Raw genomic sequence first — 23,614 nt, 5'->3', positions numbered from 1 at the left:
CTTGGCTTACAAAGCCAAGTTTTAGTCATCCAGCTGTTCCGCTTTCTCCTTCGGCATGACGACGTGAATGTGTCGATACAGATTCACGAATTCGCCCGGCAGCATGCCGCCGTACTCGCCGTCCAGGTTCAGCTGCATCTTTTCTGATACATTGACTTTCACGCGGTTCGCTTTTGTATAAATAATGTGCTGGTCGTTGATGTGTTCGCCGCGAAGCGCCATCGTTGCGACCCTGATAAATTCAGCAAGGTTTGCCTTCTTTAGTATCATCAAATCAAACATGCCGTCATTCAGGCTGGAATCCGGCGCGAGCTTTTCAAACCCGCCGACGGAGTTTGTCAGCGTGACCAAAAACAGCATGATTTCACCTTGAAACAGCTTGCCGTCATATTCAATCTCGACTTCTGTCGGACGAAGTGAAGGCAGCATTTCCATTCCTTTTAAATAATAAGCAAGCTGGCCTAGCATTGTTTTGAGTTTGCTTGGCACGTCGTACGTCAGCTCCGTCAGACGGCCCCCTCCGGCGATATTGATAAAATACTGGCCGTTGACCTGTCCGATATCAATCGGGCGGGCAACGCCGTTAATGACAGTATCTGCCGCTTTTAAAATATCCTCGCGCGGAATGCCGAGCGCTCTGGCGAAGTCGTTCGTTGTGCCGACAGGAATCACGCCGAGTGTCGGACGGTTGTCTAAAGGCGCAAGCCCGTTGACGACCTCGTTGATCGTTCCGTCTCCGCCTGCCGCAATGATCAGGTCAAACTCACGCAATGCCGCTTCCTTGGCAGCGTGTGTAGCGTCTCCTGCGCATGTCGTTGCATGGGTGGAGGTTTCATAGCCGGCTTGTTCAAATTTTTGCAGGACCTGGGCAAGATGCTTTTTAAAGATCTCCCGTCCTGAAGTCGGATTGTATATTATGCGTGCACGTTTCATTATCTCATCATCCTACTTAAGAGTATCCGATCCATTTTTACACTAACAACCTTTAATTATACTATGAGTTAAAAAAATCGCAACAAAATGTACATAATCTTACAGGTGAAAACGCACAAAAGCCCCAGCAGAGCTGAGGCTTTTTGTTTTTTTACTCTTCTTCCGTTCCCGGTTTTTTCTTGCGGAACTTCGCCAATACTTCATATACGATTGGCACGATCAAGAGCGTCAGAAGCGTTGAACTGATTAAACCGCCGATAACCGTGACGCCGAGTCCTTTTGAAATGACCTGGCTTCCGCCTTCGAAGCCGAGCGCTAATGGAATCAAGGCGCCGATTGTCGCAATGGCTGTCATCAGGATCGGACGGAGTCGTGTAGAGCCGGCTTCCAGAAGCGCTTCTCTCGTAGACAAGCCTTCCGCTTCCTTATGAATCACGCGGTCAATTAAGACAATCGCATTCGTCACAACGATACCGATCAGCATAAGCATACCGATCATTGCGTTCAGGCTGATCGTTTCACCTGATACGTAAAGTCCAACCAGGGCACCGATGATTGTGAACGGCAATGAGAACAGGATCGCAAATGGCGCTAATGCTCCGCCGAAGGTAATCACGAGCACAAGGTAAACGATCGCTATTGCTGCCAGCATCGCTAAACCGAGCTTCGTGAAGGAATCAGCGATATCCGCTGATACACCGCCTGTGTCAATCGATACGTTATCAGGATGGTCTAGCTTATCGATTTTCTTCTGTACAGCAGCTGATACGGCTGTGACGTTGTCAGATGTAACCTCACCTGTGACATCCGCATAGACTTTTCCGTCACGTTTTGACACGGTATCTGATGTTGATCCTTCTTTCACTTTTGCCACATCGCCGATTTTGACTTCCTGGCCAGTCGCGGAAGTGATCTTTTTATTCTCTAAATCTTTCACACTCTTATACTCGTCTTTTTCTGTCTTAATGTTCACATCAAGCTCTTTGCCGTCTTTTTTCACGGTGGTGAGCGGTTCTTGCGATGTTTGTGACATTAAGGCCTGAGAAATTTGAGACGCAGTTAAACCGAGTTTACTTAGTTTTTCTTGGTCAGCGACAAATGTGTACTCATCATATGTGCTGGAAAGGCCTGAGTTTACGTTTTTCAGATCCTTTTCATCTTTCATGATTTTTTCAATGTCTTTGACCGTGTCTTTAATATCGTTTTCTGAATCGCCATACACATAGTATGTTAATTCGTTGTTATTGCCTGAAGAGCTGAAGTCCTGTGACTTCCATTCTCCGCGGTCAGATTGCTTTTGGATTTCCTTCAGAACGTTATCTTTTTCTTTATCAAAGTCAGGTGTGTCGCTTTCATATTTGATATAGAATAACGCGCCGTTAGAATCTCCTCCGGCAAGCGGGCTGCCAGAGCCTAATGAATACTGAACCGTATCGACATGCTTGCGGTCAAGCAGGATTTTTTCCGCTTTTTCAGCTTCATTTTCGGCTTCTTTTTTCGTTTCACCCGGTTCTGGGCTGTATGTGAGCTGCATCGTTTTTTCTTCCTCGGACGGCAGGTAGCTGGCACCGATTAACGGTACAAGGAACAAGCTTCCAAGGAGCATCAGAACAGCGATGATAGACGTGATCCATTTGTGGCTCAGCGCCCAGTTCAATACTTTTTTATAGATGTTTGCAAGTCTGCCAGGTTTGTGTTCTTTCGCTTTAATAGGCGCACCGGTTAATGATTTTTTGAACAGGCTGTGTGCGAGCATCGGCACAAGCGTGATTGAAATCACCAGGGATGCGGCAAGCGCAAAAACAATCGTTAAGGCAAACGGAATAAACAATTCACCGATTTGTCCGCCAACAAGTGCGAGCGGCAGGAATACCGCGATTGTCACGATCGTCGATGACATGATCGGTTTAAACATTTCCTTCGTCGCTTCACGAACCAAGGCTTTTCCGCGGAGCGGCTCGTCTTTGAGTCTCATTCGGCGATAAATGTTCTCGATCACAACGATGGAGTCATCGACCACACGTCCGATGGCAACAGTCATTGCGCCGAGCGTCATAATATTCAATGTGATATCAAGCTGCTGCAGCACAAGGAGTGCGATCAGTAATGATAATGGAATTGAAACTACCGAAATTAATGTTGATTTGATATCTCTTAAGAATAAGAGAATAATCACAATCGCAAAAATAGCACCGAAGATGGCTTTGCTTAACATCGTGTCAACTGACTGTGTGATCGGCTCCGCCATGTCGAGAGTTGCGCTGTAATTGAAGCCTTTATGGTCTTCTTTGAACTTCTTCAGCTCAGCTTTGACATTGTCGGCAACCTCTACCGTATTCGCATCGTTTGCTTTGACGATGTTGATGCCGATGCTGTCTTTGCCATTTGTGCGTGAAACGGATTCAGCTTTTTTCACATCTTTAATTGTAGCAATGTCAGAAAGCTTGACCGTAGGCACTGCTGTGCTTGCGCTTTGCTGCGCCTGTGCTGCCGCTTGTGCGCTTTGGGCTGCCTGTGCACTCTGCGCCGCCGCTTGAGATGCTGAACTGCTGCCTGCACTTGAAGCTGATGCCGTCGGGATTCTCATATTCTTCAAATCTTTAATTGTTTCAATATCGCCGCTGACGACGACAGATTTTTCTTCATTTCCGAATGTGTACAATCCAAGCGGAGTTGTCACATCTGAACCTTGAATCACTTTCTTCACAGTATCTTCATCAAGGCCGTATTCCTTCAGTTTGTCTTCTTTGAAAGAGAATTCAACCTCTTCCACCTGCTGGCCCGATACTTGGACGGACGCAACGCCTTCTATGCCTTCAAGCTTAGAAACGAGGCTGTCCTCCACTTTTTTCGTCAGCTCTTGCAGGTTATCTTTATCACTGGACACACTTAACGTCAGAATCGGGAATGAGTTCAAGCTGTAGCGTGAAATCTCCGGATCCTTCGCGTCGTCAGGCAGGCTGACATTTTCTAACGCTTCAGCTGCTTCTGTTTTCGCTTTGTCCATATCTTTCTCATAATCATATTCAATCATGACCGACGATGCGTTTTCATAGGACGTCGACGTCACAACGCTGACACCGTCCAAGTTCTGCACGGCTTGTTCAACCGGTTTGGTCACTTCATCAGCCACTTGGCTTGGTGTCGCACCCGGATATGTCGTGCTGATCGTCAAGTAAGGCATATTCACGTCAGGAATAGACTCTTGCTTCATATTCATACCCGCATACAAGCCGGCTGCCGTTACAATAATCGTCATCAGCCATACGGCGAATTTGTTTTTCAGAACGAAATTAATAACGTGGTTCATCATATCCTCCATTACATTTTTTATTGACTGACTGGTCATTCTATATAATACTAAACGTTATAACGCAACAACGTCAACTCATATACCAGAAAATTTTACTAAATTTTTCAAGGATTAAGGGGAAGCACGTCATGAATGAAAAAAAAGAGAGAATCATAAAAACCAGCATTCGTTTATTTGCGAAAAAAGGATTCGCAGCTACGACGATCCAAGAAATCGCCAGTGAATGCGGCATTTCGAAGGGCGCTTTTTATTTGCACTTCAAATCGAAAGAAGCGCTGCTGTTATCTGCCTGTGAATATTATATCGGTATGTCTATGAACAAAATGAAAAATATAGAAGAAGATCTTGCTGGAAAGCCGCCTAAAGAAGTTTTGAAAAAACAAATTGGCGCTCAATTTGAGGATTTTCGTGATCATAAAGATTTTATCGTACTTTTGCTTACCGAAAATATCATTCCGGAAAATCAAGAAATCAAGCAATACTTTTACAAAGTAACCATGGAGACGGATAAGCTGTACCGGAACGCCTTGCTGTCGTCCTATGGAAAAGGAATCGAGCCGTACGTCGCAGATCTGTCCATCATGGCAAGAGGCATCGTGCATTCCTATATGAATGTGATGGTATTTAACAGTGAGCTTAATATCGGTGCAGAAGAAATCTCAGCCTTTATCATCGAGAGACTGGATGATCTTGTACAGGGGCTGAGCCGCTCAGCACTCAATCCGATTGTGCCAAAAGACATTTTCAACCCGATGCCTGCGGGGAAAGACCAGCTGCTTGAGGACATTCAGAAAGTGAAAGAAAACAGCACGCTGCCCGAGGATATCACCGTGTCACTTGATGTTATCGAGGAAGAATTGACTCAGGATAAACCGCGCAAGCCGATTATTAAAGGCATGCTGTCCAATTTGACCGGAACCAACGACAAAGAAGTTGAAAGGCTTCGGGCCCTCATCTCTGTCTTTATCTCAATTTGACCATAAAAAAAGCAGCCTCTAAGGGCTGCTTTTTTATTAGCGTTTTTTAATTTCTTCAAGCAGAATTTTGTTGACCATCGGCGGGTTGGCTTGTCCTTTGGACGCTTTCATAATCTGTCCGACTAGGAAGCCGATCGCGCGGTCTTTTCCGTTTTTAAAGTCTTCGATTGATTGAGGATTGTTGTCAAGCGCCTCAGTGACAAGCTTCAGAAGCACGCCTTCGTCAGAAATCTGAACAAGGCCTTTCTCTTTCACAATCTTCTCAGCGTCGCCGCCTTTTTCAATCAATTCTTTAAACACTTTCTTCGCGATCTTAGAAGAAATGGTGCCTTTTTCAATCAATTTGATCATGCCGGCAAGGCCTTCAGGTGTCAGGGCAACGTCGGCAAGCTCTTTTTGTTCTGCGTTTAGGTAAGCTGACACTTCACCCATCAGCCAGTTAGACGCTTGTTTGGCTTCAGCGCCTTTTTGAACGGTTTCTTCGAAGAAATCAGCCATTTCTTTTGTCAGCGTCAGAACCATCGCGTCATATGCAGGCAAGCCAAGCTCTTCGATATAACGCTTGCGGCGCTCATCCGGAAGCTCAGGAATGCTTGCTTTTACGCGTTCCTTCCATTCATCATCAATGTAGAGCTCGACTAGATCTGGCTCTGGGAAGTAACGGTAGTCGTCAGATCCCTCTTTGACACGCATAAGAATGGTTTTCTTCGTTGCTTCATCATAACGGCGAGTTTCTTGCTGGATGACGCCGCCCGAAAGAAGAACCTGCTCCTGGCGTTTTTCTTCATGCTCAAGGCCTTTTTGAACAAACGCAAAGGAGTTCAAGTTTTTCAATTCTGTTTTTGTGCCGAATTCCTCTTGGCCGATCGGACGAAGAGAGATATTGGCGTCACAGCGAAGTGAGCCTTCTTCCATTTTACAGTCAGAAACGCCTGTATATTGGATGATGGATTTCAGCTTTTCAAGATACGCGTACGCTTCTTCCGGCGTGCGGATGTCCGGCTCTGATACGATCTCAACAAGCGGCGTTCCTTGACGGTTGAAGTCAACAAGAGAATAGCCGTCGCCTGTATGCGTCAGCTTTCCGGCATCCTCTTCAAGGTGAAGGCGCGTGATGCCGATGCGTTTTGTTTTGCCGCCGACTTCAATTTCGATCCAGCCGTTTTCGCCGATTGGCTTATCAAATTGAGAAATCTGATACGCTTTCGGGTTGTCAGGATAGAAATAGTTTTTGCGGTCAAACTTCGTATCCGTTGCGATCTCACAGTTGAGCGCCATAGCGGCTTTCATTGCGAATTCAACGGCTTCTTTGTTCAGGACAGGCAGGACGCCCGGGTATCCGAGGTCAATGACGCTTGTCTGCGTATTCGCCTCCGCGCCGAATGGCGTTGGAGAGCTTGAGAAAATTTTTGATTTTGTTTTTAACTCAACGTGGACTTCAAGTCCGATTACCGTTTCAAAGTTCAATTCTTTTCACCCCTTACAGTTCAGGTTTTGCTTTATGATGGTCTGTCGCTTGTTCAAATGCATGAGCAACGCGGTATACAGTGCTTTCATCAAAGTGTTTTCCGATGATTTGCAGGCCGAGCGGAAGTCCGTCTGCTAATCCGCATGGCACGCTGATTCCCGGTACGCCGGCAAGGTTGACCGGAATCGTTAAGATATCGTTTGCGTACATTGTGAGCGGATCCTTCGTGTTTTCACCGATTTTAAACGCAGGTGTCGGTGTAGTCGGTCCAACAATAACATCATATTTTTCAAATACGTCTTCGAAATCCTTCTTAATCAACGTACGCACTTTTTGCGCTTTTTTGTAGTACGCATCGTAGTAGCCTGAGCTTAAAGCAAACGTTCCAAGCATGATGCGGCGTTTGACTTCATTTCCAAAACCTTCAGCGCGCGTTTGCTTGTAAAGGTCGATCAGGTTATCCGCGTTGTCTGTGCGGTAGCCGTAGCGGATGCCGTCAAAGCGTGCAAGGTTCGCTGACGCTTCAGAAGATGACAGCAGGTAATATGTCGCAAGCGCGTATTTACTGTGCGGAAGAGACACTTCTTCCCATGTAGCGCCGAGACCTTCAAGGACTTTCAGCGCTGCCAAGACAGATTCTCTCGCTTCTTTGCCGACACCTTCACCAAGGTATTCTTTCGGAACGGCGATTTTCAGTCCTTTGATGTCGCCAGTTAATGAAGAAAGAAAATCAGGCACGTCCACATTTGCACTCGTGGAGTCCATTTTATCTACGCCGGAAATCGCTTGAAGTAAAAACGCGTTATCCTCAACCGTACGTGTAATCGGTCCGATTTGGTCTAATGAAGACGCAAATGCGACCAGTCCGTAACGAGATACACGTCCGTATGTAGGTTTTAATCCGACAACGCCGCAGAAAGAAGCCGGCTGACGGATGGAGCCGCCTGTGTCAGATCCAAGAGAAAACGGAACTTCTCCCGCAGCAACCGCAGCCGCAGATCCGCCGCTTGAACCGCCGGGAACTGTATCCAGGTTCCAAGGATTTTTCGTCAGCTTGTAAGCAGAGTTTTCGGTAGATGACCCCATGGCGAATTCGTCCATGTTCAGTTTTCCGATTGTGACCGCTTCAGCGTCTTGAAGGCGCTGAACGACAGTAGCGTCATAGATCGGATCAAAGTTTTCGAGAATTTTGCTGGAGCATGTTGTGCGCAGCCCTTTTGTTACGATATTATCTTTTACGCCGATCGGCATACCGAAAAGAAGACCGTGCTCAGAACGCCCGTCAACCGCCTCATCAAGCTCCTTCGCGTATGCCCGTGCTCTTTCTTCATCTAATGCCAAAAAGGCTTGTACCTTATCATCAACCGCTTGGATGCGTTTATAAGATTCATCAACCAGATCAGAAATCTTAATCTCTTTTTTATGTATGAGCTGTTTTAATTCTGTGATTTTATGATCAAATAATGACATTCTTGTGTCCCTCCTTTAGTCCAGAATTGATGGCACACGAATATAGCCGTCTTTATGGTCAGGCGCATTTTTCATGACATCCTCAACCGGAAGACCTTTACCCGCTTCATCTTCTCTCATGACATTTTTCATTTTCAGCACGTGAGTTGTAGGCTCCACATTGTCTGTGTTAACCTCATTAAGCTCCTCAGCAAATGAAATGATACTGTCGAGCTGTTCAGTGAACATTTTTGCTTCTTCTTCAGTAATCGCAAGTCTTGCAAGGTGCGCAACGTGCTTTACTTCTTCTATTGAAATTCGTGACATATGATCCACCTCCACATATTTCTCCGTTAAGTCATATAATACTGATCATATCAAAAACAAGCCCTTTAAAGCAACAAAACGCCTTGAGACAGGCCTGTGTTTTCGAAACAATACCCTATATATTTTATACTAAAATGAGGAGAAGGAGAAACGAAATATTTTTCTGAATATTTTTACTTTAATTATTTTTTGAAAGCGTTTTATTCTTTATTCCCTTCTAGGTTTGCAACGGTATTTCCAGCTTATGATCAATGTTTCATCGCTTGAATGGCCGGGAATACTTTGTTAGGTTAAGTTACCAAGTGCACCCGCAAAAGAATTTCTTTTGTTTTGCACTTACGCCAGGCTGCTTAACTGGCACCATCAATTTGAGAGGTGATGCAACATTATTAGAAATGAAGAGAGGGTAAAACGTGAGTATTGAAATTATTATATCTTTAGGAATTTACTTTATTGCCATGCTGTTAATCGGCTGGTATGCATTCAAGAAAACCACTGACATCAATGATTACATGCTTGGAGGAAGAGGCCTCGGACCATTCGTTACTGCTTTGTCTGCCGGCGCGGCCGATATGAGCGGATGGATGCTGATGGGTGTTCCCGGCGCGATGTTTGCGACAGGGCTGTCCACCTTATGGCTTGCTTTAGGTCTTACAATCGGGGCGTACTCAAATTACTTGCTGCTGGCTCCAAGGCTGCGTGCTTATACGGAAGCGGCGGATGATGCGATTACGATTCCTGATTTCTTTGATAAACGATTCCAGCATTCTTCATCACTGCTGAAAATCGTATCTGCATTGATCATCATGATCTTTTTCACATTGTATACCTCTTCCGGTATGGTATCTGGCGGACGGCTGTTTGAATCTGCTTTTGGTGCGGATTACAAATTAGGCTTGTTTCTGACCACCGCAGTTGTAGTATTATACACACTGTTTGGCGGTTTCCTTGCTGTCAGTCTGACTGACTTCGTGCAGGGTGCGATCATGTTTGCAGCACTAGTGCTTGTGCCGATCGTTGCTTTTACCCATGTGGGCGGCGTTGCTCCGACTCTCCATGAAATCGGCGCTGTTAACCCACACTTATTGGATATTTTTAAAGGCGCGAGCGTCATTAGCATTATTTCCTATTTAGCCTGGGGCTTGGGCTACTACGGCCAGCCTCATATCATCGTCCGATTTATGGCGATCAAAAACATTAAAGATTTGAAGCCTGCACGCCGAATCGGCATGAGCTGGATGATCATTACAGTTCTAGGTTCCGTGCTGACGGGTTTAATCGGTGTTGCATACGCCCATAAATTCGGAGTTGCTGTAAAAGATCCGGAGATGATTTTCATTATCTTCTCTAAAATCTTGTTCCACCCATTAATTACAGGGTTCTTATTGTCAGCTATTTTGGCTGCCATCATGAGTTCGATTTCCTCACAGCTCTTGGTTACAGCAAGTGCTGTAACAGAGGATTTATACCGGTCATTTTTCAGACGAAAAGCTTCTGATAAAGAATTGGTCATGATCGGGCGATTGTCCGTCTTAGTCATTGCCGTTATCGCGGTACTCTTGTCATTGAACCCGAACAGCACCATTCTTGATTTGGTCGGATACGCTTGGGCCGGCTTCGGTTCAGCTTTCGGACCTGCGATTCTGCTCAGTCTGTATTGGAAGCGAATGAACGAATGGGGCGCGCTTGCTGCCATGATTGTCGGGGCTGCGACCGTGTTGATCTGGATTACAACCGGCCTGGCAAAATCAACCGGTGTGTACGAAATCATCCCTGGGTTTATTCTCAGTATGATTGCCGGCATCATTGTCAGCATGATCACAAAACGTCCTGCAAAAGCCTCTTACCGATTATTCGGTGTCATGGAAAAGCTGTTAAAACGCAAAAAGTAAGCAATAAGCCATCAAGCGCAGCTTGGTGGCTTTTGTGCCCTTGTTTTGCTATAAATACTGTGAGAAAATCATATTTATTTAAAAACACCATAGAGAAGGGGGAAGTTTGCTGTTGAGCTGGTATATTGATCCTGATATTTTATTGAAATTGGGCATTGCCACATTGATTGGCATGGTCATCGGGCTTGAACGCGAATTAAAAAATAAGCCGCTCGGATTAAAAACCTGTATTGTCATCGCAGTCAGCTCATGCATGCTGACGATCGTCAGTATTAATGCGGCATATCATTTCCCTAAATACTACCGCATCATGATGGATCCGCTTCGTCTGCCGGCACAAATCATCTCCGGCGTCGGGTTTATCGGCGCCGGTGTCATCCTGCGAAAAAGCAATGATGTCATTTCCGGCCTGACGACATCGGCCATGATCTGGGGGGCAGCGGGGCTCGGGCTTGCTACGGGAGCCGGTTTTTATAAAGAAGCGTTTGCCAGTCTTCTGTTCATCCTGATCAGCGTGGAGTTTCTCCCATGGGTGGTCAGAAAAATCGGCCCCGACCGCCTGCAGGAAAAAGACATCCGCATCAGAATGTCACTTTCTGATAAAGACAAAATGACAGAGATTTTAAAAGAAATGAAAAGAAGAGATATCAAAGCACACTCCGTTCGGATCGACGACCTAGGCGAAAAGGATTTTCCAATTATGGAAGTGAAGGTCCGCGTCCATAAAAACAGATACACGACCGACGTCTACTATGACATTAAAGCCATTGAAGGCGTAGTCGGCGTGAAGTGTGATACATTATAAAAGCCAATGGGACTGGAATCCCATTGGCTTTTTCTATCTACACCAGTGCTGAAAAATCAAATGCTGTAATCGGCGTGCCATTCTCTATATCTCTTCTGAAACCGGCCAGCATTTCTTTTTCCTCTTCTCCTATTGTGTTAAGGTCAAACATCTGATGCAGCAATCCGTAAATCAGCATATGGCGAAGGCGGAGGAAATCAGGTATTATCATCAGCCATGCAGGGTCAAGCTCATTTTCCTCCCAGTACCCTTTCATAAAATGCGTCATAAATTCTTCTGTAAACGCAGCTTTATCATCATATAGCACAACAGGATACCACAGGACATTGTAGAGAAGAATGCTAATATCGTTAACAAACCAGTTGTAGCCGATATCATCAAAATCAAATGCCGTGATTTTGCCATGATCCCAGTTAAAATTGCCATGGTGCAGATCCGCATGCACCAAGCCGTAGCTGTCCTGGCTTTTCGGGAGCCTCCGCAGTTCATTCATCAAAGAATCGGCTTGCTGAAACACCTTTATCTGATCTTCAGGCACATATTTTCTCAGCTTTAATTGCTCCTCTTCATCCCATTCCTGTCTTTTGAAAGCGGGATTGCTCAATTTGTAGCTTTTTGTCAGGCTGTGCATGCTGCCTGTGTATCTGCCAAGCTCATAAAATAGCGTTTCATTCCAGTCCGATTCATCCACTTTTTGCCCCGGCGCTTTCTCATACACTCTCAATAAAAATGACCCGCCGTTTCCGTCCGGCACTGCTTCTACGTCTTTTCCGTTCAGCGACGGGAGCGGTTTGGCTACTGAAATTCCCCCTATTGCAAGGTGACGGAGCCATTCCATCTCTCCCATTATATAATCAGAAGATCTCCGAATCGTATGGGTAATCTTTAAAATATAAGGTTGATTGTCTTTCATACATTCATATACATAGTTTTCCGCATCAGCCAGAAAACGCACCTGATCTTTTGAGAAACCGTATCTCGCTGCAGCTTCTGCCAAAACCTGCTCTTCCTCAAATATTTTTTTGATATCTTTATGCATGTCTAACATCCTTTCATTGCTATAGATTTGATAATGATTGTTTTCACACGATTTCCAGCATCAACATACCTCCCCTTGATTTGTGTTTCGGCAGAAGCGAAAATCATTTCCCTTTTCCTGTTAATTGTAACATAAAAACCCTTGGCCAATATGGCACAAGGGTTTTCTATCAGTCATAAATGTGAACAGTCGGCTCTTTATCTCCAGCATTGCGGATAATGACCGCTTCCTGTCCGTCTGAGGACGTGATATTGACTTCGACATCAACTGAGCTCTTAGAGTAGTAGTCCATCACTTCACCCGTTAAGAACTGGGTAAACGCGACAACTTCACTTTTTCCGTAGAATTGCATTGGTATGTCAATCTTCATTTTCTTCATTTCATCATTTTCATACAGCGCTGTACCGACTACGCCTGTATAGTTCGGGAAATATTCTTCAATTGAGTTTTTGAACCGCTTAAAGACCTCGGTGTCATCCGGGTATTTTTCTGCTGTGGTTGTATCCGCCGGATAGAATACATATTTTTCATTAATGTCATCCCAATTTGAGATATCAGTAGAGCCTGCTTTGACCTCTGTTTTGGCGATGAAGTTCCCCGGCACAATCGATGTTTTTGACGCCTGCTTGTAGAGTGCGACGGTAATCGGCACATTCTTCAAGTTATCTTTTTTACGGAGGCGGTTAATAACCTCCTGTGCAATTTTTTCTCCCTGCTGGCGGAGCGTGCTGTCCTTAATCTCCACTTCTTTTTGCGGGTCTCCAGTTTTTTCACGATAGTAATACACGGAGTTTAACGCCAGTCCGATCATTACGCCGCCAAGCTGGATAGAATTCTTATCTTTTCTGACTAAATAATCGTGCTCAAGCATGGATGCTAAATAAATCGGGCTGCTTTCGTTCTTTTCTTCTGTTGAACCAGAGCTCGGGAGCGCTGGGTTCAAGCCTTCATTTTTGAAGTTTTTATCTTCTTTTTCGGCTTTTTTCAAATCAGAGCCCGTTTTTTTCCGTGCCAGCCAGCTTAATACTGTATCCTCATCTAAATATTGTCCTTCTTGGAACAGATAATCGTCAGTCGAGAAAGAATCTTGGGCAAGACGCATCAGCCCTGTTTCAAACTCGTCAATGTCCAGCCTAGTGTTCAGCTGTTCCGTTGTTAAGCCGCGCGCTTTGCCTGCCTTAAACGGCAGCACCATTTTGTAATAGGAGTCAGAGATATTATATTTCGGGACAATCGCTTTTTCTGACGATTTCGCCGTCTTTTGCGTAATCTCTTCCTCCTTCTCCCCCCCAAAACCTGACGAGCAGGCAGACAGCATTAATACTGCCGCCGTTGCCGCCAATGCCAACGTCTTTTTCAATAGAAAACACTCCTCTTATTTCTTTAGCTCTCCCATTAACTGTTCTTCATTCCACACTTCAATGTTCAGCTCTTGTGCTTTTGTCAGCTTGCTTCCCGCCGCTTCTCCGGCGATGACTAAGTCTGTGTTTTTGCTGACGCTTCCAGTCAGCTTTCCGCCCAGCGCTTCGATTTGCGCTTTGGCTTCGTTTCTTGACAGCTCTTCCAGCTTTCCTGTCAGAACAATTGTTTTACCGGCAAAGTAAGAGTCGCTGTCCTCTGCTTTTACTTTTTTCGGGCCTTTGTAGAGCGTGTTTACGCCCAGCTCCTGAAGTTCATTCAAGAGTTCAAGCATTTCTTCTTTATGAAAATAGGTGATCACAGCATCAGCCATTTTTTCACCGACTTCATCTACCGCGAGAAGTTCCTCTTTAGAGGCTTTTTTCAGGTTCTCCAAGCTTTCAAAATGCATGGCAAGCGTTTTTGCGGCCTTTGATCCGATAAAACGGATGCCAAGCCCAAACAGCAGGCGCTCTAACGAATTTTCTTTTGATTTTTGGATGGAGCTGATCAGGTTTTCAGTGGACTTTTCGCCCATGCGCTCGAGCTGGATGACTCGTTCCTTCGTCAGCTTATATAAATCTGCCACATTGCGGACAAGGTTTTCCTCAAACAGCTGTGTGATCACTCGTTCGCCGAGCCCATCAATGTTCATGGCATTGCGGGAAACGAAATGGATCAGCCCTTCCCGGATTTGCGCCGGACATTCAGGGTTAATGCAGCGAAGCGCCACTTCTCCTTCGATCCGGACGAGCTCACTGCCGCATTCAGGACATTCCGTCGGCATACTGAATTCCTTTTCTTCTCCTGTGCGCTGTTCAACGAGGACATTCACAACTTCCGGGATGATATCGCCCGCTTTTTTGACGACAACCTTATCCAAAATCCGAATGTCCTTCTCTTTAATTAAATCTTCGTTATGAAGGGATGCTCTTGAGACCGTTGTGCCGGCAACTTTTACCGGCTCAAGAATCGCGGTCGGCGTGATCACACCCGTTCTGCCGACATTTAATTCGATATCGAGAAGCTTCGTCACGACCTCTTCAGCAGGAAACTTATACGCGATGGCCCAGCGCGGGCTTTTCGCCGTAAAACCGAGCTCCTCCTGCTGATCGAGGGAATCGACTTTAATGACAATGCCGTCTATTTCGTACGGCAGGTCCGCGCGCTTCGCCTGAAGCTCATCGATTAGCGTAATGACTTCTTCTATGTCGCCGCATTTTTTTCGTTCCTGATTCGTTTTAAATCCGAGTTCGTCGAGAAAATCAAGCCCTTGGCTTTGCGTCTCTACACCCATCTCGTCAAGCTCCGCTATACTGTAGACGAAGATATCGAGGTTTCGTTTCGCTGCAATTTTCGGATCGAGCTGCCTGAGAGATCCCGCCGCGGCATTTCGCGGATTGGCGAACGGCTCTTCCTCATTTTTAATCCGTTCCTCATTGAGTGCTTCAAACGAACGCTTCGGCATATACGCCTCGCCGCGCACTTCGATCGACAGCTCACGGTTCATTTTGAGGGGGATATTGCGAATCGTCTTCAGATTCTCCGTAATATCCTCTCCCGTCGTTCCGTCACCTCGGGTGGCTCCTCTGACAAAATAGCCGTCTTCATAACGGAGAGAAACAGCAAGACCGTCTATTTTCAGCTCCACATTATACGCCACATCGTCACCGACGGCTTGGCGCACACGGCGGTCGAAATCACGAAGATCATCAGCATTAAAGGCGTTGCCCAGACTGAGCATCGGTGTGCCGTGGGTGACTTTCTGAAACGCTTCAAGCACGGCTCCGCCGACGCGCTGCGTAGGAGAGTCAGGCGTTCTGAGGTCTGGGTGCTCCTCCTCGATCGCAATCAGCTCCTGCATCAATCTGTCGTATTCGGCATCTGGGACGCTCGGTTCATCTAGGGTGTAATATTCATAGCTATACTTGTTGATGGTGCGGCGCAGTTCTTCTGCCCGCTGCTTCGCTGTTTCTTTGTCCATCTGCTTCTTCCTTTCCTCTTCGATTACTGCTTTTCAATAGGAGCAAATGCTGCTAACAGGCGTTTCACGCCAACAGGGCTCGGGAAGGCAATATCGAGCTCCGTCCCTTCTCCTTCGCCTTTCACGCTGACGACAGTTCCTGTTCCCCATTTTTTATGGCCCGCCTTATCTCCGACTGCCCAGTTTAAGGTGTCGCCGCCTGTTTTGCTGGCGTAGGATACGGGGCGTGAAACAGGGCCGCGTCTCGGCTGCATTTTTCTCGCAGACGTCGCTCTCGTTTCTTTTTTCTCATTTAGGTTTTCCAATAAATCATCCGGTATTTCAGCAATGAAGCGAGATTCCGGGTTCATATTTGTCCGGCCAAACAAGGTGCGCATTTTAGCATTGGTCAGATAAAGCTCCTGTTCAGCCCTTGTAATCCCAACGTACGCAAGGCGGCGTTCTTCTTCCATTTCCGCTTCCTCCATGAGTGAACGGCTATGCGGGAAGACGCCTTCTTCAAGCCCCATCAAGAAAACAACCGGGAACTCCAGTCCTTTCGCGGCGTGCAGTGTCATCAGGGTGATCGCATCCTTGCCGCCTGACTCTTCCTCCTTCTGATCGAGCTGATCAATATCTGCGATTAACGCCAAGTCTGTCAGGAACGCAACGAGTGTCTTGTCTTCACTTTTCTGTTCAAAGTTTTTCGTAACAGACAGGAACTCGTCGATATTTTCTAAACGGCTTTGGGCTTCGATCGATTTCTCAGCCTTCAGCATTTCTCTGTATTCCGTCTTATCAAGAATTTCTTCTGTCAGCTCTGTAATGGATAAGTAATCCTGCATATTGGTCAGGTTTTCAATCATCTGTCTAAAGCTGTCAAGCGCGTTTGCCGCTTTGGCACTGACGCCGATAAAATCAACCTGCTGAATCGCTTGGAAAAAGGACAAGCCGTTTATGGCCGCATACGAAGCGATTTTTTCAAGTGATGTCGCGCCGACTCCGCGCTTCGGCACATTGACAATGCGCGTGAAACTGATATCGTCATCCGGATTGGATACGAGGCGCAGGTACGCAAGAATGTCTTTAATTTCTTTTCTGTCATAGAACTTTGTGCCGCCGACAATGTTATAGTTCAAACCCGCTTTGAGAAGCGTTTCCTCAATCACACGGGACTGCGCGTTTGTCCGGTATAAAATGGCGATATCCGACAGCTTCCGCTTGCCTGTGCTGTGAAGCTGATGAATTTTGCCGGCCACAAACTGTCCTTCACCGAACTCATTATCACCGCGATAATAGGAAATCTTGATGCCTTCATCGTTTTCCGTCCACAAATTTTTCGGTTTGCGGTTAGAGTTGTTTTTAATGACCTCGTTAGCCGCGCGCAAAATCCGTTTCGTTGAACGATAGTTTTGTTCTAGCAAAATCACGCTTGCATTCGGATAATCTTTTTCAAATGAAAGAATGTTGGTGATATCCGCGCCGCGCCATCTGTAGATTGACTGATCAGAATCCCCCACAACGCAAAGGTTCTGGAAACGCTCGGCAAGCTGCTTAACGAGCATGTATTGCGCCCTGTTCGTATCCTGATACTCATCAACGTGGATGTACTGGAATTTGCGCTGATAAAATTCAAGCACTTCAGGCACTCTGTCAAACAGTTTAATCGTCGTCATAATTAAATCGTCGAAATCGAGCGACTGGTTTTTCAATAGCTTCTTCTGATAATCAGCATATACATCGCTGACCACCTGATCGTAGTAGCCGCCAGCAGCTTTAGAGAATTCCTCCGGTTCGGTCAATTCGTTTTTTGCACTGCTGATCGTGCCGAGGATGCTTCTCGGGTCAAACTTCTTCGGATCAAGATTGCGCTCCTTCAAAATCCCCTTGATCACTGAAAGCTGGTCCGCCGTATCAAGAATGGAGAAATTTCGGTTGATCCCAATCCGGTCGATATCTCTGCGCAAGATCCGCACGCACATACTGTGGAATGTGGAAATCCAGATATCGTCCGCGCCGGGTCCAAGGATGCTTTCTACACGTTCTTTCATTTCGCGTGCCGCTTTATTTGTAAATGTGATCGCCAGAATGTTCCACGGCGCCACATGCTTTTCTGCCATTAAATAAGCAATTCTGTGTGTCAGGACACGCGTCTTTCCGCTTCCCGCTCCCGCCATCAGCAAAAGGGGCCCGTCCGTTGTTTTGACTGCTTCCTGCTGAACGGGGTTTAAACCGCTTAGTAATTGATTGCTAATATAATTCAAAATTTGTTCACCCGCCTATACAAAACATATGTTCTATCATAAACCAAATCCGTACAATTTACTACTCGCCTTTCACAGCCGCTACTGTTTTCAAAGCCCTGTCAAAATCTTCATACACAGCATTGCCTACAACGATCACGTCCGCATGCTCTGCGTACTGCTTGGCCGTTTCCGCATCCTTGATGCCGCCGCCGTAAAACAAGGTGGACGTTTCCAATACAGCCTTCGTTTTCTTGACAGCTTCTATGTCTCCAAGCACGCCGCTGTATTCTAAATAAAAAATCGGCAGTTGCAGCAGCTCCGACACACGCGCATAGGCGACAATATCATCCATATTCAGATCGGCGTCCGCTTCAGTCAGTGCCGCGGCTTTGCAATCTGGATTTGCGATGCAGTAGCCCTCCGCCACGATTTCTTCCATAGACATCAGTTCTCCGTATTCCTTCATGGCTTTCTGGTGCATTCCGACAATCCAATCCGCGTTTTTGCTGTTTAATACACTCGGAATAAAATATAAGTCAAAGCCGGGAACGATCGCTTCAATCGCTGATACCTCAAGGACACACGGCACCAAAAACCGTCTTACCTTAGACATCATCCGCAGGACATTATCCTCTGTCACACCATCACTGCCTCCGATAATGACCGCATCCGTTCCTGATTCGCAAAGAATCTCCAGCTGTTCGTCAGGCAAATCTTTATTTGGATCGAGTTTAAAGACATGCTTCCACTCTGTTACATCGTACACGTCATACGTTCCTCCATTCGTTTGTTACCATTTAAACATTATAACAAATTCACATAGCGCGGAAAAACGGAAAAAGCCGTTAATCTCGTTATTCACTGAAAAAGGTGTTTTGATTCTATTTTCATAAAAAAAGAGAGCATAGGGCAGTACCTGCATGGTGAGTCCTGTATCGGCAGGAGCACACATTTTTCACCAAATTCCTTCTGCTATTGTTTGGAAAGTGTTCAACTGTGGAAATGGTTACATAAAAAGGGAGGCTGAGAGATGGAAACCATCATAATAGCACTCATCGCATTTATCATTGGGATCATCGCTATCCCGATCGTCTTGTTTGCCTGGATCTACATAAAGGATGAAAAACAGCAGGAGCACTCAATTCTTCGCAACTATCCCGTCATCGGAAGGTTTCGGTATATCCTTGAAAAAATCGGGCCGGAGCTCAGACAGTATTTATACAGCAATGACAATGAGGAGCAGCCTTTTTCACGAAAGGAATATGAGCAAACCGTCATCTCCGGCAAATACAAAAGCAGAATGATGGGCTTTGGATCTGTAAGAGATTTTGATAAACCTGGCTATTATATCCGTAACGCTATGTTTCCAAAACAAAGGGAAGAAATGCACGTAAATCAAACGCCAAAAATTGAAACCCAAATCTATAAAATGGATGCTGACAATCTATTCAAACGCAAGGAGCATGCCGAACATATCAAGGCAGACCCGTATTTTCTCCATCCTGATGATGTACAGGTGATTGGCGAGCATACATGCGAGAAGCCATTTTATGTGAAGGGCTTAGTCGGCCAGTCCGCCATGAGCTACGGTTCTCTTGGAGAACGGGCTGTTACGGCGCTCTCAAAAGGGCTCCATCAGGCAGGCGGCACCTGGATGAATACAGGTGAAGGAGGATTGTCTGAGTATCACTTAAAGGGTGGCGCCGATATCATTTGCCAAATCGGACCGGGCCTATTCGGCGTGCGCAAAAGAAACGGGGAATTTTCGTGGGAGGAATTTAAAAGAAAAAGCAGGATTGGCCAAATTAAAGCGTTTGAGCTAAAGCTGGCACAAGGAGCGAAAACCCGCGGCGGCCATGTGGACGGCGCCAAAGTATCAGAGGAAGTGGCAGATATTCGGAATGTCGAACCTGGAAAGTCGATTGACAGCCCGAACCGCTTTTATGAATTCTCAAACCCTCCTGAAATGCTCGACTTTATTGAAAAACTTAGAGATGTCGGACAAAAGCCAGTCGGCATCAAACTGGTCGCAGGGCATCCTGAAGAATTGCATGAGCTTTTCTCTCATATGCAGAAAAGCGGAAAGCATCCGGATTTTATCACGATCGACGGAAGTGAAGGCGGTACCGGAGCTTCCTTTTACGAGCTCGCGGATACAGTCGGCCTTCCGATTATGACAGCGTTGCCTATTGTTGACACGCTTCTTAAACAGTACGGCTTGCGCAGCCAGCTGAAAATCTTTGCTTCCGGAAAGCTCCTGACTCCTGATAAAATCGCGGTCGCCTTAGCCCTCGGCGCTGACTTTGTCAACATCGCACGCGGCATGATGTTTTCCGTTGGCTGCATCCGCGCTCTCGTCTGCCACACCAACACCTGTCCGGCAGGTGTGGCGACGACAGATCCGAAATTGCAAAAAGCACTGAGCGTTGAGGAAAAACAGCATCGTGTCTGCAACTACGTTATTTCATTGCGCGAGGGACTATTTAACCTCGCAGCCGCAGCAGGGATTAATTCGCCGATTCACTTTTCCAAGGAGCATGTTGTCTATCGGAAAGAGGATGGCAGTATCATCGATATCGACAACCTGATCCATCAATTTGTTTCATAAAGAAACCGCCCTTGCCGAACGGCAGGGCGGTTCTATGTTATTTTGAAGAAGACTCAGTTTCCGTTTCCTTCACACGGTCAAGCGCCATTTCATAAGCGTCATTTCCGTAATTTAAGCAGCGTTTCACACGGGAAATCGTAGCCGTGGAAGCGCCTGTTTCTGTTTCAATCTTATGATACGTGTTTCCTTCGCGAAGCATGCGCGCCACTTCAAGGCGCTGAGCCAGCGATTGAATTTCGTTAATTGTGCATAGATCATCGAAGAATCGGTAACATTCCTCCAGGTCTTTCAGCGATAAGATCGAGTTAAATAACTGGTCCAGCTCTTTGCCGCGTAATTTATCGATTTGCATCGTTACACACCTTCTCCTTTACTAATGGAAGCCGCATCAAGATCAGGTACGATATTGATCCAAGTCTTTCCTGGCACAAACGGAAGCCACTTGCCGTCTTTTACCGGCACAATTCTGCCATTCACTTGTTTCCAGTCTGTTTCAATGACGTTTCCGTGCTGAAACAACAGACCTTTTCCTCCTGATTCCAAGTCGATGTCCCGCCTTCCATCTTGATCAATAATATGATGGCTGGCTTCAACAATGAAAATATTTTGCATTGCAACCAGCTTTCCGGTTTCCCGGTCTGTCGTTATGACACCATCAGAGCTTCTTGTATAAGATTCAGCTTTTTTATCATAGTTGTATTCGACAAGATTTGTAACGTTATTTGTTCCATAATCTACCCGAACATTGTAAGATTCATTTGCAGGTTTTGCATCTGATGTTTGAAACAGCAGCGGATTTGTTTCCTGCTTCAGCTTATAACCCTTTTGTTCTGCCGCCTTTTTTATGTAATCATAAGACGTATAGGAATTGTGGGGCGGTTTGCTGAAATCAGCTCTCCAAAATAAGCTTCCGTCAAAATCTAATCCGTTCATATAATCGGCAGCTCCGGATTCCAGCTGCTTTTTGGCGCCGGGACTCCAGCCGTGATGGACAAATATGCTGTCAAAGCCATTGCTGAGAGTGACGAAATATTCCCGCGCGCTCCGCACAGGTCCGACAGTTTCAGGCATCTGGCTTTGGAAAATGGCCAGAAATCTTGTGATTTGCCCTTCGGCTAGCGCTTCTATGACAATGTCGGCTTTAGACAGACCCGACTGTGGCCTCGCCTTCGGGTGATTGTTCACCACAACAGCAACAGGCCGGCGTTCAGTCACCTTCTGTTCACTCTTTAGCCCCGTTAAAGGAGCTTTCAGCTTCTTTGCAGTATCCGGGACAGCATCCTTCTGCTGGCAGGATACCAGCAGAAAAAACACGAAACACAGCGCGCAAACTGTCATCCATTTTTTCATATGTCGGCTCCCTGCTCTTTTATATTTTAACGCATTATCGATGGAAAGAGTACAGTTTTTTTCATGACGTCGAAGATTCCTCTTGGCGTAATGCGTATATACGGAAGGTGCGTACTTTGCAAAAAGAGCAGCGTATAGATAGGATCGCAAAACTCATAGCCTCTTTCAGTCAAAAGATCTCTCAGCTTCTGTTCCTTCTCAAGCACGACTTCATATGCTTCCGAAGAGGCGCAGCCGCACAGCGCAAGCGGGATTTCATGCAGAATGTTTCCGTTCTCCGCTAAAACAATTCCTCCTCCGATTTCTTTCATGCGGGCAAAAGCGAGCAGCATATCCGCTTTATTTTTTCCAATCGCGACAATGTCGCCCGTCGTCGTAAAGGAGCTTACAAATCCCTGCACGCTTGAGGCAAACCCTTTTATCATCGTATTGACGCGCCATTTCCCGTGTCTGTCGAGCATCGTCAAATAACTTTCATCATGGTCAAACGAGAGCTGTTCCATCGAATTGTCGATCTCAATCATATACGGCTCCATAATGACCGCATTCCGCATTTTCACGCCCATCGGCATAGAAAACTGCAAGTCATCCATCGTCATATCATATGAAAGCTCAAGCGGGACAAGACCGCCTTTGTGCCAGTCCGTCTTTGTAAACGCCTTCAAATCACAGCCGTCTTCACGCAGAATGGTCCCTTTTGACAGAACAGTCACGGGATTCGGATTTAACGGATCTTCCAATATGTTCAGCGATGCCAGTCTACCCGGTCCGACAACTCCTAAATAATCATCCATTTGGTAATACTTTGCGATATTAAATGATGCCATATTGTAGGCATCGATTGCAGGTACGCCTTCTTCTAAAGCGATGCGAATCAGCTCGTTTGTCATGCCGCCTTTATAGAAATTCGGGGTTGCGCCATCTGTCGTGTAAAAGAAGTGGTCATAATAACGGAAGCCCTTCTCATGCAGCTCTTGCAAGATTTTTCTTACATCGGGGCGAATGGAAGAGTTCCGAAGGGAAACATAATAGCCCAGTTCCAGCCTTCTCATCACTTCATCACCTGTCATCGCTTCATGATCACAATCCGCACCGAACAGCTTCATTTTTGTAAGCGTTTTATCAGATGCGCCGGGAAAATGCCCTTCAATGCGTTTTCGCTGTTTCTTTGTAGCTTGCATGCAGTGGAGCATTAAATCATCACCATCTACCAAGCGAGGCCATCCGGTCATTTCTCCGCCTTGAATCACATCCGGATGTTCAATCCACTGTTTTCTGACGTCAAATGGAAGGACGTGGTCCTCGTTCAGAACCTCGGTCTGGAGATCATAGCGTGACCACCAAAAATACTGGACAGGCTGCTTTTTGAGTTCATTCAAAATCGTAAGCGCTTTCTTTTTTCCGCTTTGCAAAAGCAAAAATAAGTTATCATTCACGAATGTCGTTGTTCCGTATTGAGACACATATTCCGCCAGTGTTTGGGGATTATATATTTGAAAAGGATGTGCGTGCGGTTCAATATAACCTGGCACAATGTATTTTCCTTCACAATCAATCGTATGAATTTCTTCGGCTCTATTCGGAAGTTCATGACCCACATAAACAATGCGGTCCTGATAAATCCAAATGTTTTTTTTCAGCCATTGTTTTACATATGGATTTAAGACGAGAGCATTCCGTAAAAGGAGCGTTGGAAGCAGCTTTGAGTCTACAACATCAACCTGTGCCCTGATGTCTTTGTTTTTCCAGTTAAAGGTGCGTTCGGACATTCACATACTCTCCTTTACATGTATTAGACTCATGGTATCACATCCTTCCTCATCACGCACGATAAAAACGTTACAAA

The 23,614-nt window shown here is 46.0% G+C and carries 16 protein-coding genes and 1 pseudogene; 4 read left to right on the top strand and 13 right to left on the bottom strand.

Annotated elements, in window-relative coordinates:
* Positions 1–21 precede the first annotated feature (21 nt).
* Positions 22–933: a diacylglycerol kinase gene (locus M1D65_RS03660; RefSeq protein WP_003233894.1), complete on the bottom strand. Its 912-nt coding sequence runs from the start codon at positions 931–933 to the stop codon at positions 22–24.
* Between the two features lie 151 nt (positions 934–1,084).
* Entirely contained in the window at positions 1,085–4,243 is a 3,159-nt protein-coding gene (gene srfP / locus M1D65_RS03655) for a surfactin resistance protein SrfP (protein ID WP_456270868.1), read from the bottom strand.
* Positions 4,244–4,374: 131 nt separating this feature from the next.
* On the opposite strand from srfP, the pseudogene M1D65_RS03650 reads away from it, so the two are divergent.
* A pseudogene (locus M1D65_RS03650) lies at positions 4,375–5,245 on the top strand (TetR/AcrR family transcriptional regulator).
* A gap of 14 nt (positions 5,246–5,259) precedes the next feature.
* Here the strand turns inward: M1D65_RS03650 and gatB are convergent.
* The 3 genes from gatB to gatC are packed head-to-tail and all read right to left on the bottom strand — an operon-like array spanning position 5,260 to position 8,467.
* Positions 5,260–6,690: an Asp-tRNA(Asn)/Glu-tRNA(Gln) amidotransferase subunit GatB gene (gatB, locus tag M1D65_RS03645; RefSeq protein ID WP_003219444.1), complete on the bottom strand. Its 1,431-nt coding sequence runs from the start codon at positions 6,688–6,690 to the stop codon at positions 5,260–5,262.
* A gap of 13 nt (positions 6,691–6,703) precedes the next feature.
* The gene (gene gatA, locus M1D65_RS03640; RefSeq protein WP_003242878.1) at positions 6,704–8,161 is read right to left on the bottom strand and encodes an Asp-tRNA(Asn)/Glu-tRNA(Gln) amidotransferase subunit GatA; all 1,458 of its coding nucleotides are present in this window, start codon (positions 8,159–8,161) and stop codon (positions 6,704–6,706) included.
* Positions 8,162–8,176: 15 nt separating this feature from the next.
* The gene (gene gatC / locus M1D65_RS03635) at positions 8,177–8,467 is read right to left on the bottom strand and encodes an Asp-tRNA(Asn)/Glu-tRNA(Gln) amidotransferase subunit GatC (RefSeq protein WP_003219442.1); all 291 of its coding nucleotides are present in this window, start codon (positions 8,465–8,467) and stop codon (positions 8,177–8,179) included.
* A 413-nt stretch (positions 8,468–8,880) separates the two neighbouring features.
* Between gatC and opuE the strand changes: the two genes are divergently transcribed.
* Both opuE and M1D65_RS03625 read left to right on the top strand, forming a co-directional pair.
* Positions 8,881–10,359 carry a proline transporter OpuE gene (gene opuE / locus M1D65_RS03630; RefSeq protein ID WP_003233905.1) on the top strand — a complete coding sequence of 493 codons (1,479 nt, stop codon included), beginning with the start codon at positions 8,881–8,883 and terminating at the stop codon, positions 10,357–10,359.
* A gap of 106 nt (positions 10,360–10,465) precedes the next feature.
* Positions 10,466–11,164, top strand: a complete 699-nt coding sequence (locus tag M1D65_RS03625; protein ID WP_010886431.1) for an MgtC/SapB family protein — start codon at positions 10,466–10,468, stop codon at positions 11,162–11,164.
* Positions 11,165–11,201: 37 nt separating this feature from the next.
* On the opposite strand, the gene M1D65_RS03620 is transcribed toward M1D65_RS03625, so the two are convergent.
* The 5 genes from M1D65_RS03620 to pcrB all read right to left on the bottom strand — a co-directional run bounded on the left by M1D65_RS03620 (position 11,202) and on the right by pcrB (position 18,576).
* Positions 11,202–12,212 (bottom strand): phosphotransferase enzyme family protein, encoded by a 1,011-nt coding sequence (locus M1D65_RS03620; protein ID WP_080474515.1) that lies wholly within the window; start codon positions 12,210–12,212, stop codon positions 11,202–11,204.
* 160 nt (positions 12,213–12,372) lie between these two features.
* On the bottom strand, positions 12,373–13,563 hold the full coding sequence (locus M1D65_RS03615) for a CamS family sex pheromone protein (protein WP_003242795.1): 1,191 nt from the start codon (positions 13,561–13,563) through the stop codon (positions 12,373–12,375).
* A gap of 15 nt (positions 13,564–13,578) precedes the next feature.
* Positions 13,579–15,585 (bottom strand): NAD-dependent DNA ligase LigA, encoded by a 2,007-nt coding sequence (gene ligA / locus M1D65_RS03610; RefSeq protein ID WP_021481294.1) that lies wholly within the window; start codon positions 15,583–15,585, stop codon positions 13,579–13,581.
* Between the two features lie 23 nt (positions 15,586–15,608).
* Positions 15,609–17,828: a DNA helicase PcrA gene (gene pcrA / locus M1D65_RS03605; RefSeq protein WP_015715450.1), complete on the bottom strand. Its 2,220-nt coding sequence runs from the start codon at positions 17,826–17,828 to the stop codon at positions 15,609–15,611.
* A gap of 61 nt (positions 17,829–17,889) precedes the next feature.
* Positions 17,890–18,576, bottom strand: a complete 687-nt coding sequence (pcrB, locus tag M1D65_RS03600; RefSeq protein ID WP_003233922.1) for a heptaprenylglyceryl phosphate synthase — start codon at positions 18,574–18,576, stop codon at positions 17,890–17,892.
* Between the two features lie 264 nt (positions 18,577–18,840).
* On the opposite strand from pcrB, the gene M1D65_RS03595 reads away from it, so the two are divergent.
* Positions 18,841–20,418, top strand: a complete 1,578-nt coding sequence (locus tag M1D65_RS03595) for an FMN-binding glutamate synthase family protein (protein ID WP_064671860.1) — start codon at positions 18,841–18,843, stop codon at positions 20,416–20,418.
* A gap of 37 nt (positions 20,419–20,455) precedes the next feature.
* Here M1D65_RS03595 and M1D65_RS03590 read toward each other — a convergent pair whose 3' ends face one another.
* From M1D65_RS03590 to M1D65_RS03580, 3 genes are read right to left on the bottom strand one after another with little or no spacing between them, the layout of a single operon-like run.
* Positions 20,456–20,770, bottom strand: coding sequence for a YerC/YecD family TrpR-related protein (locus M1D65_RS03590; RefSeq protein WP_003219429.1), 315 nt, complete (start codon positions 20,768–20,770; stop codon positions 20,456–20,458).
* A 2-nt stretch (positions 20,771–20,772) separates the two neighbouring features.
* Positions 20,773–21,768: a DUF3048 domain-containing protein gene (locus tag M1D65_RS03585; protein ID WP_064671859.1), complete on the bottom strand. Its 996-nt coding sequence runs from the start codon at positions 21,766–21,768 to the stop codon at positions 20,773–20,775.
* Between the two features lie 26 nt (positions 21,769–21,794).
* The gene (locus M1D65_RS03580) at positions 21,795–23,537 is read right to left on the bottom strand and encodes an adenine deaminase (RefSeq protein ID WP_064671858.1); all 1,743 of its coding nucleotides are present in this window, start codon (positions 23,535–23,537) and stop codon (positions 21,795–21,797) included.
* Between the last annotated feature and the right edge of the window lie 77 nt (positions 23,538–23,614).

This window comes from Bacillus sp. JZ39, assembly GCF_053903145.1.
Note: the sequence above shows the minus strand (reverse complement) of the source record. Positions and strands in the feature narration are given on the sequence as shown.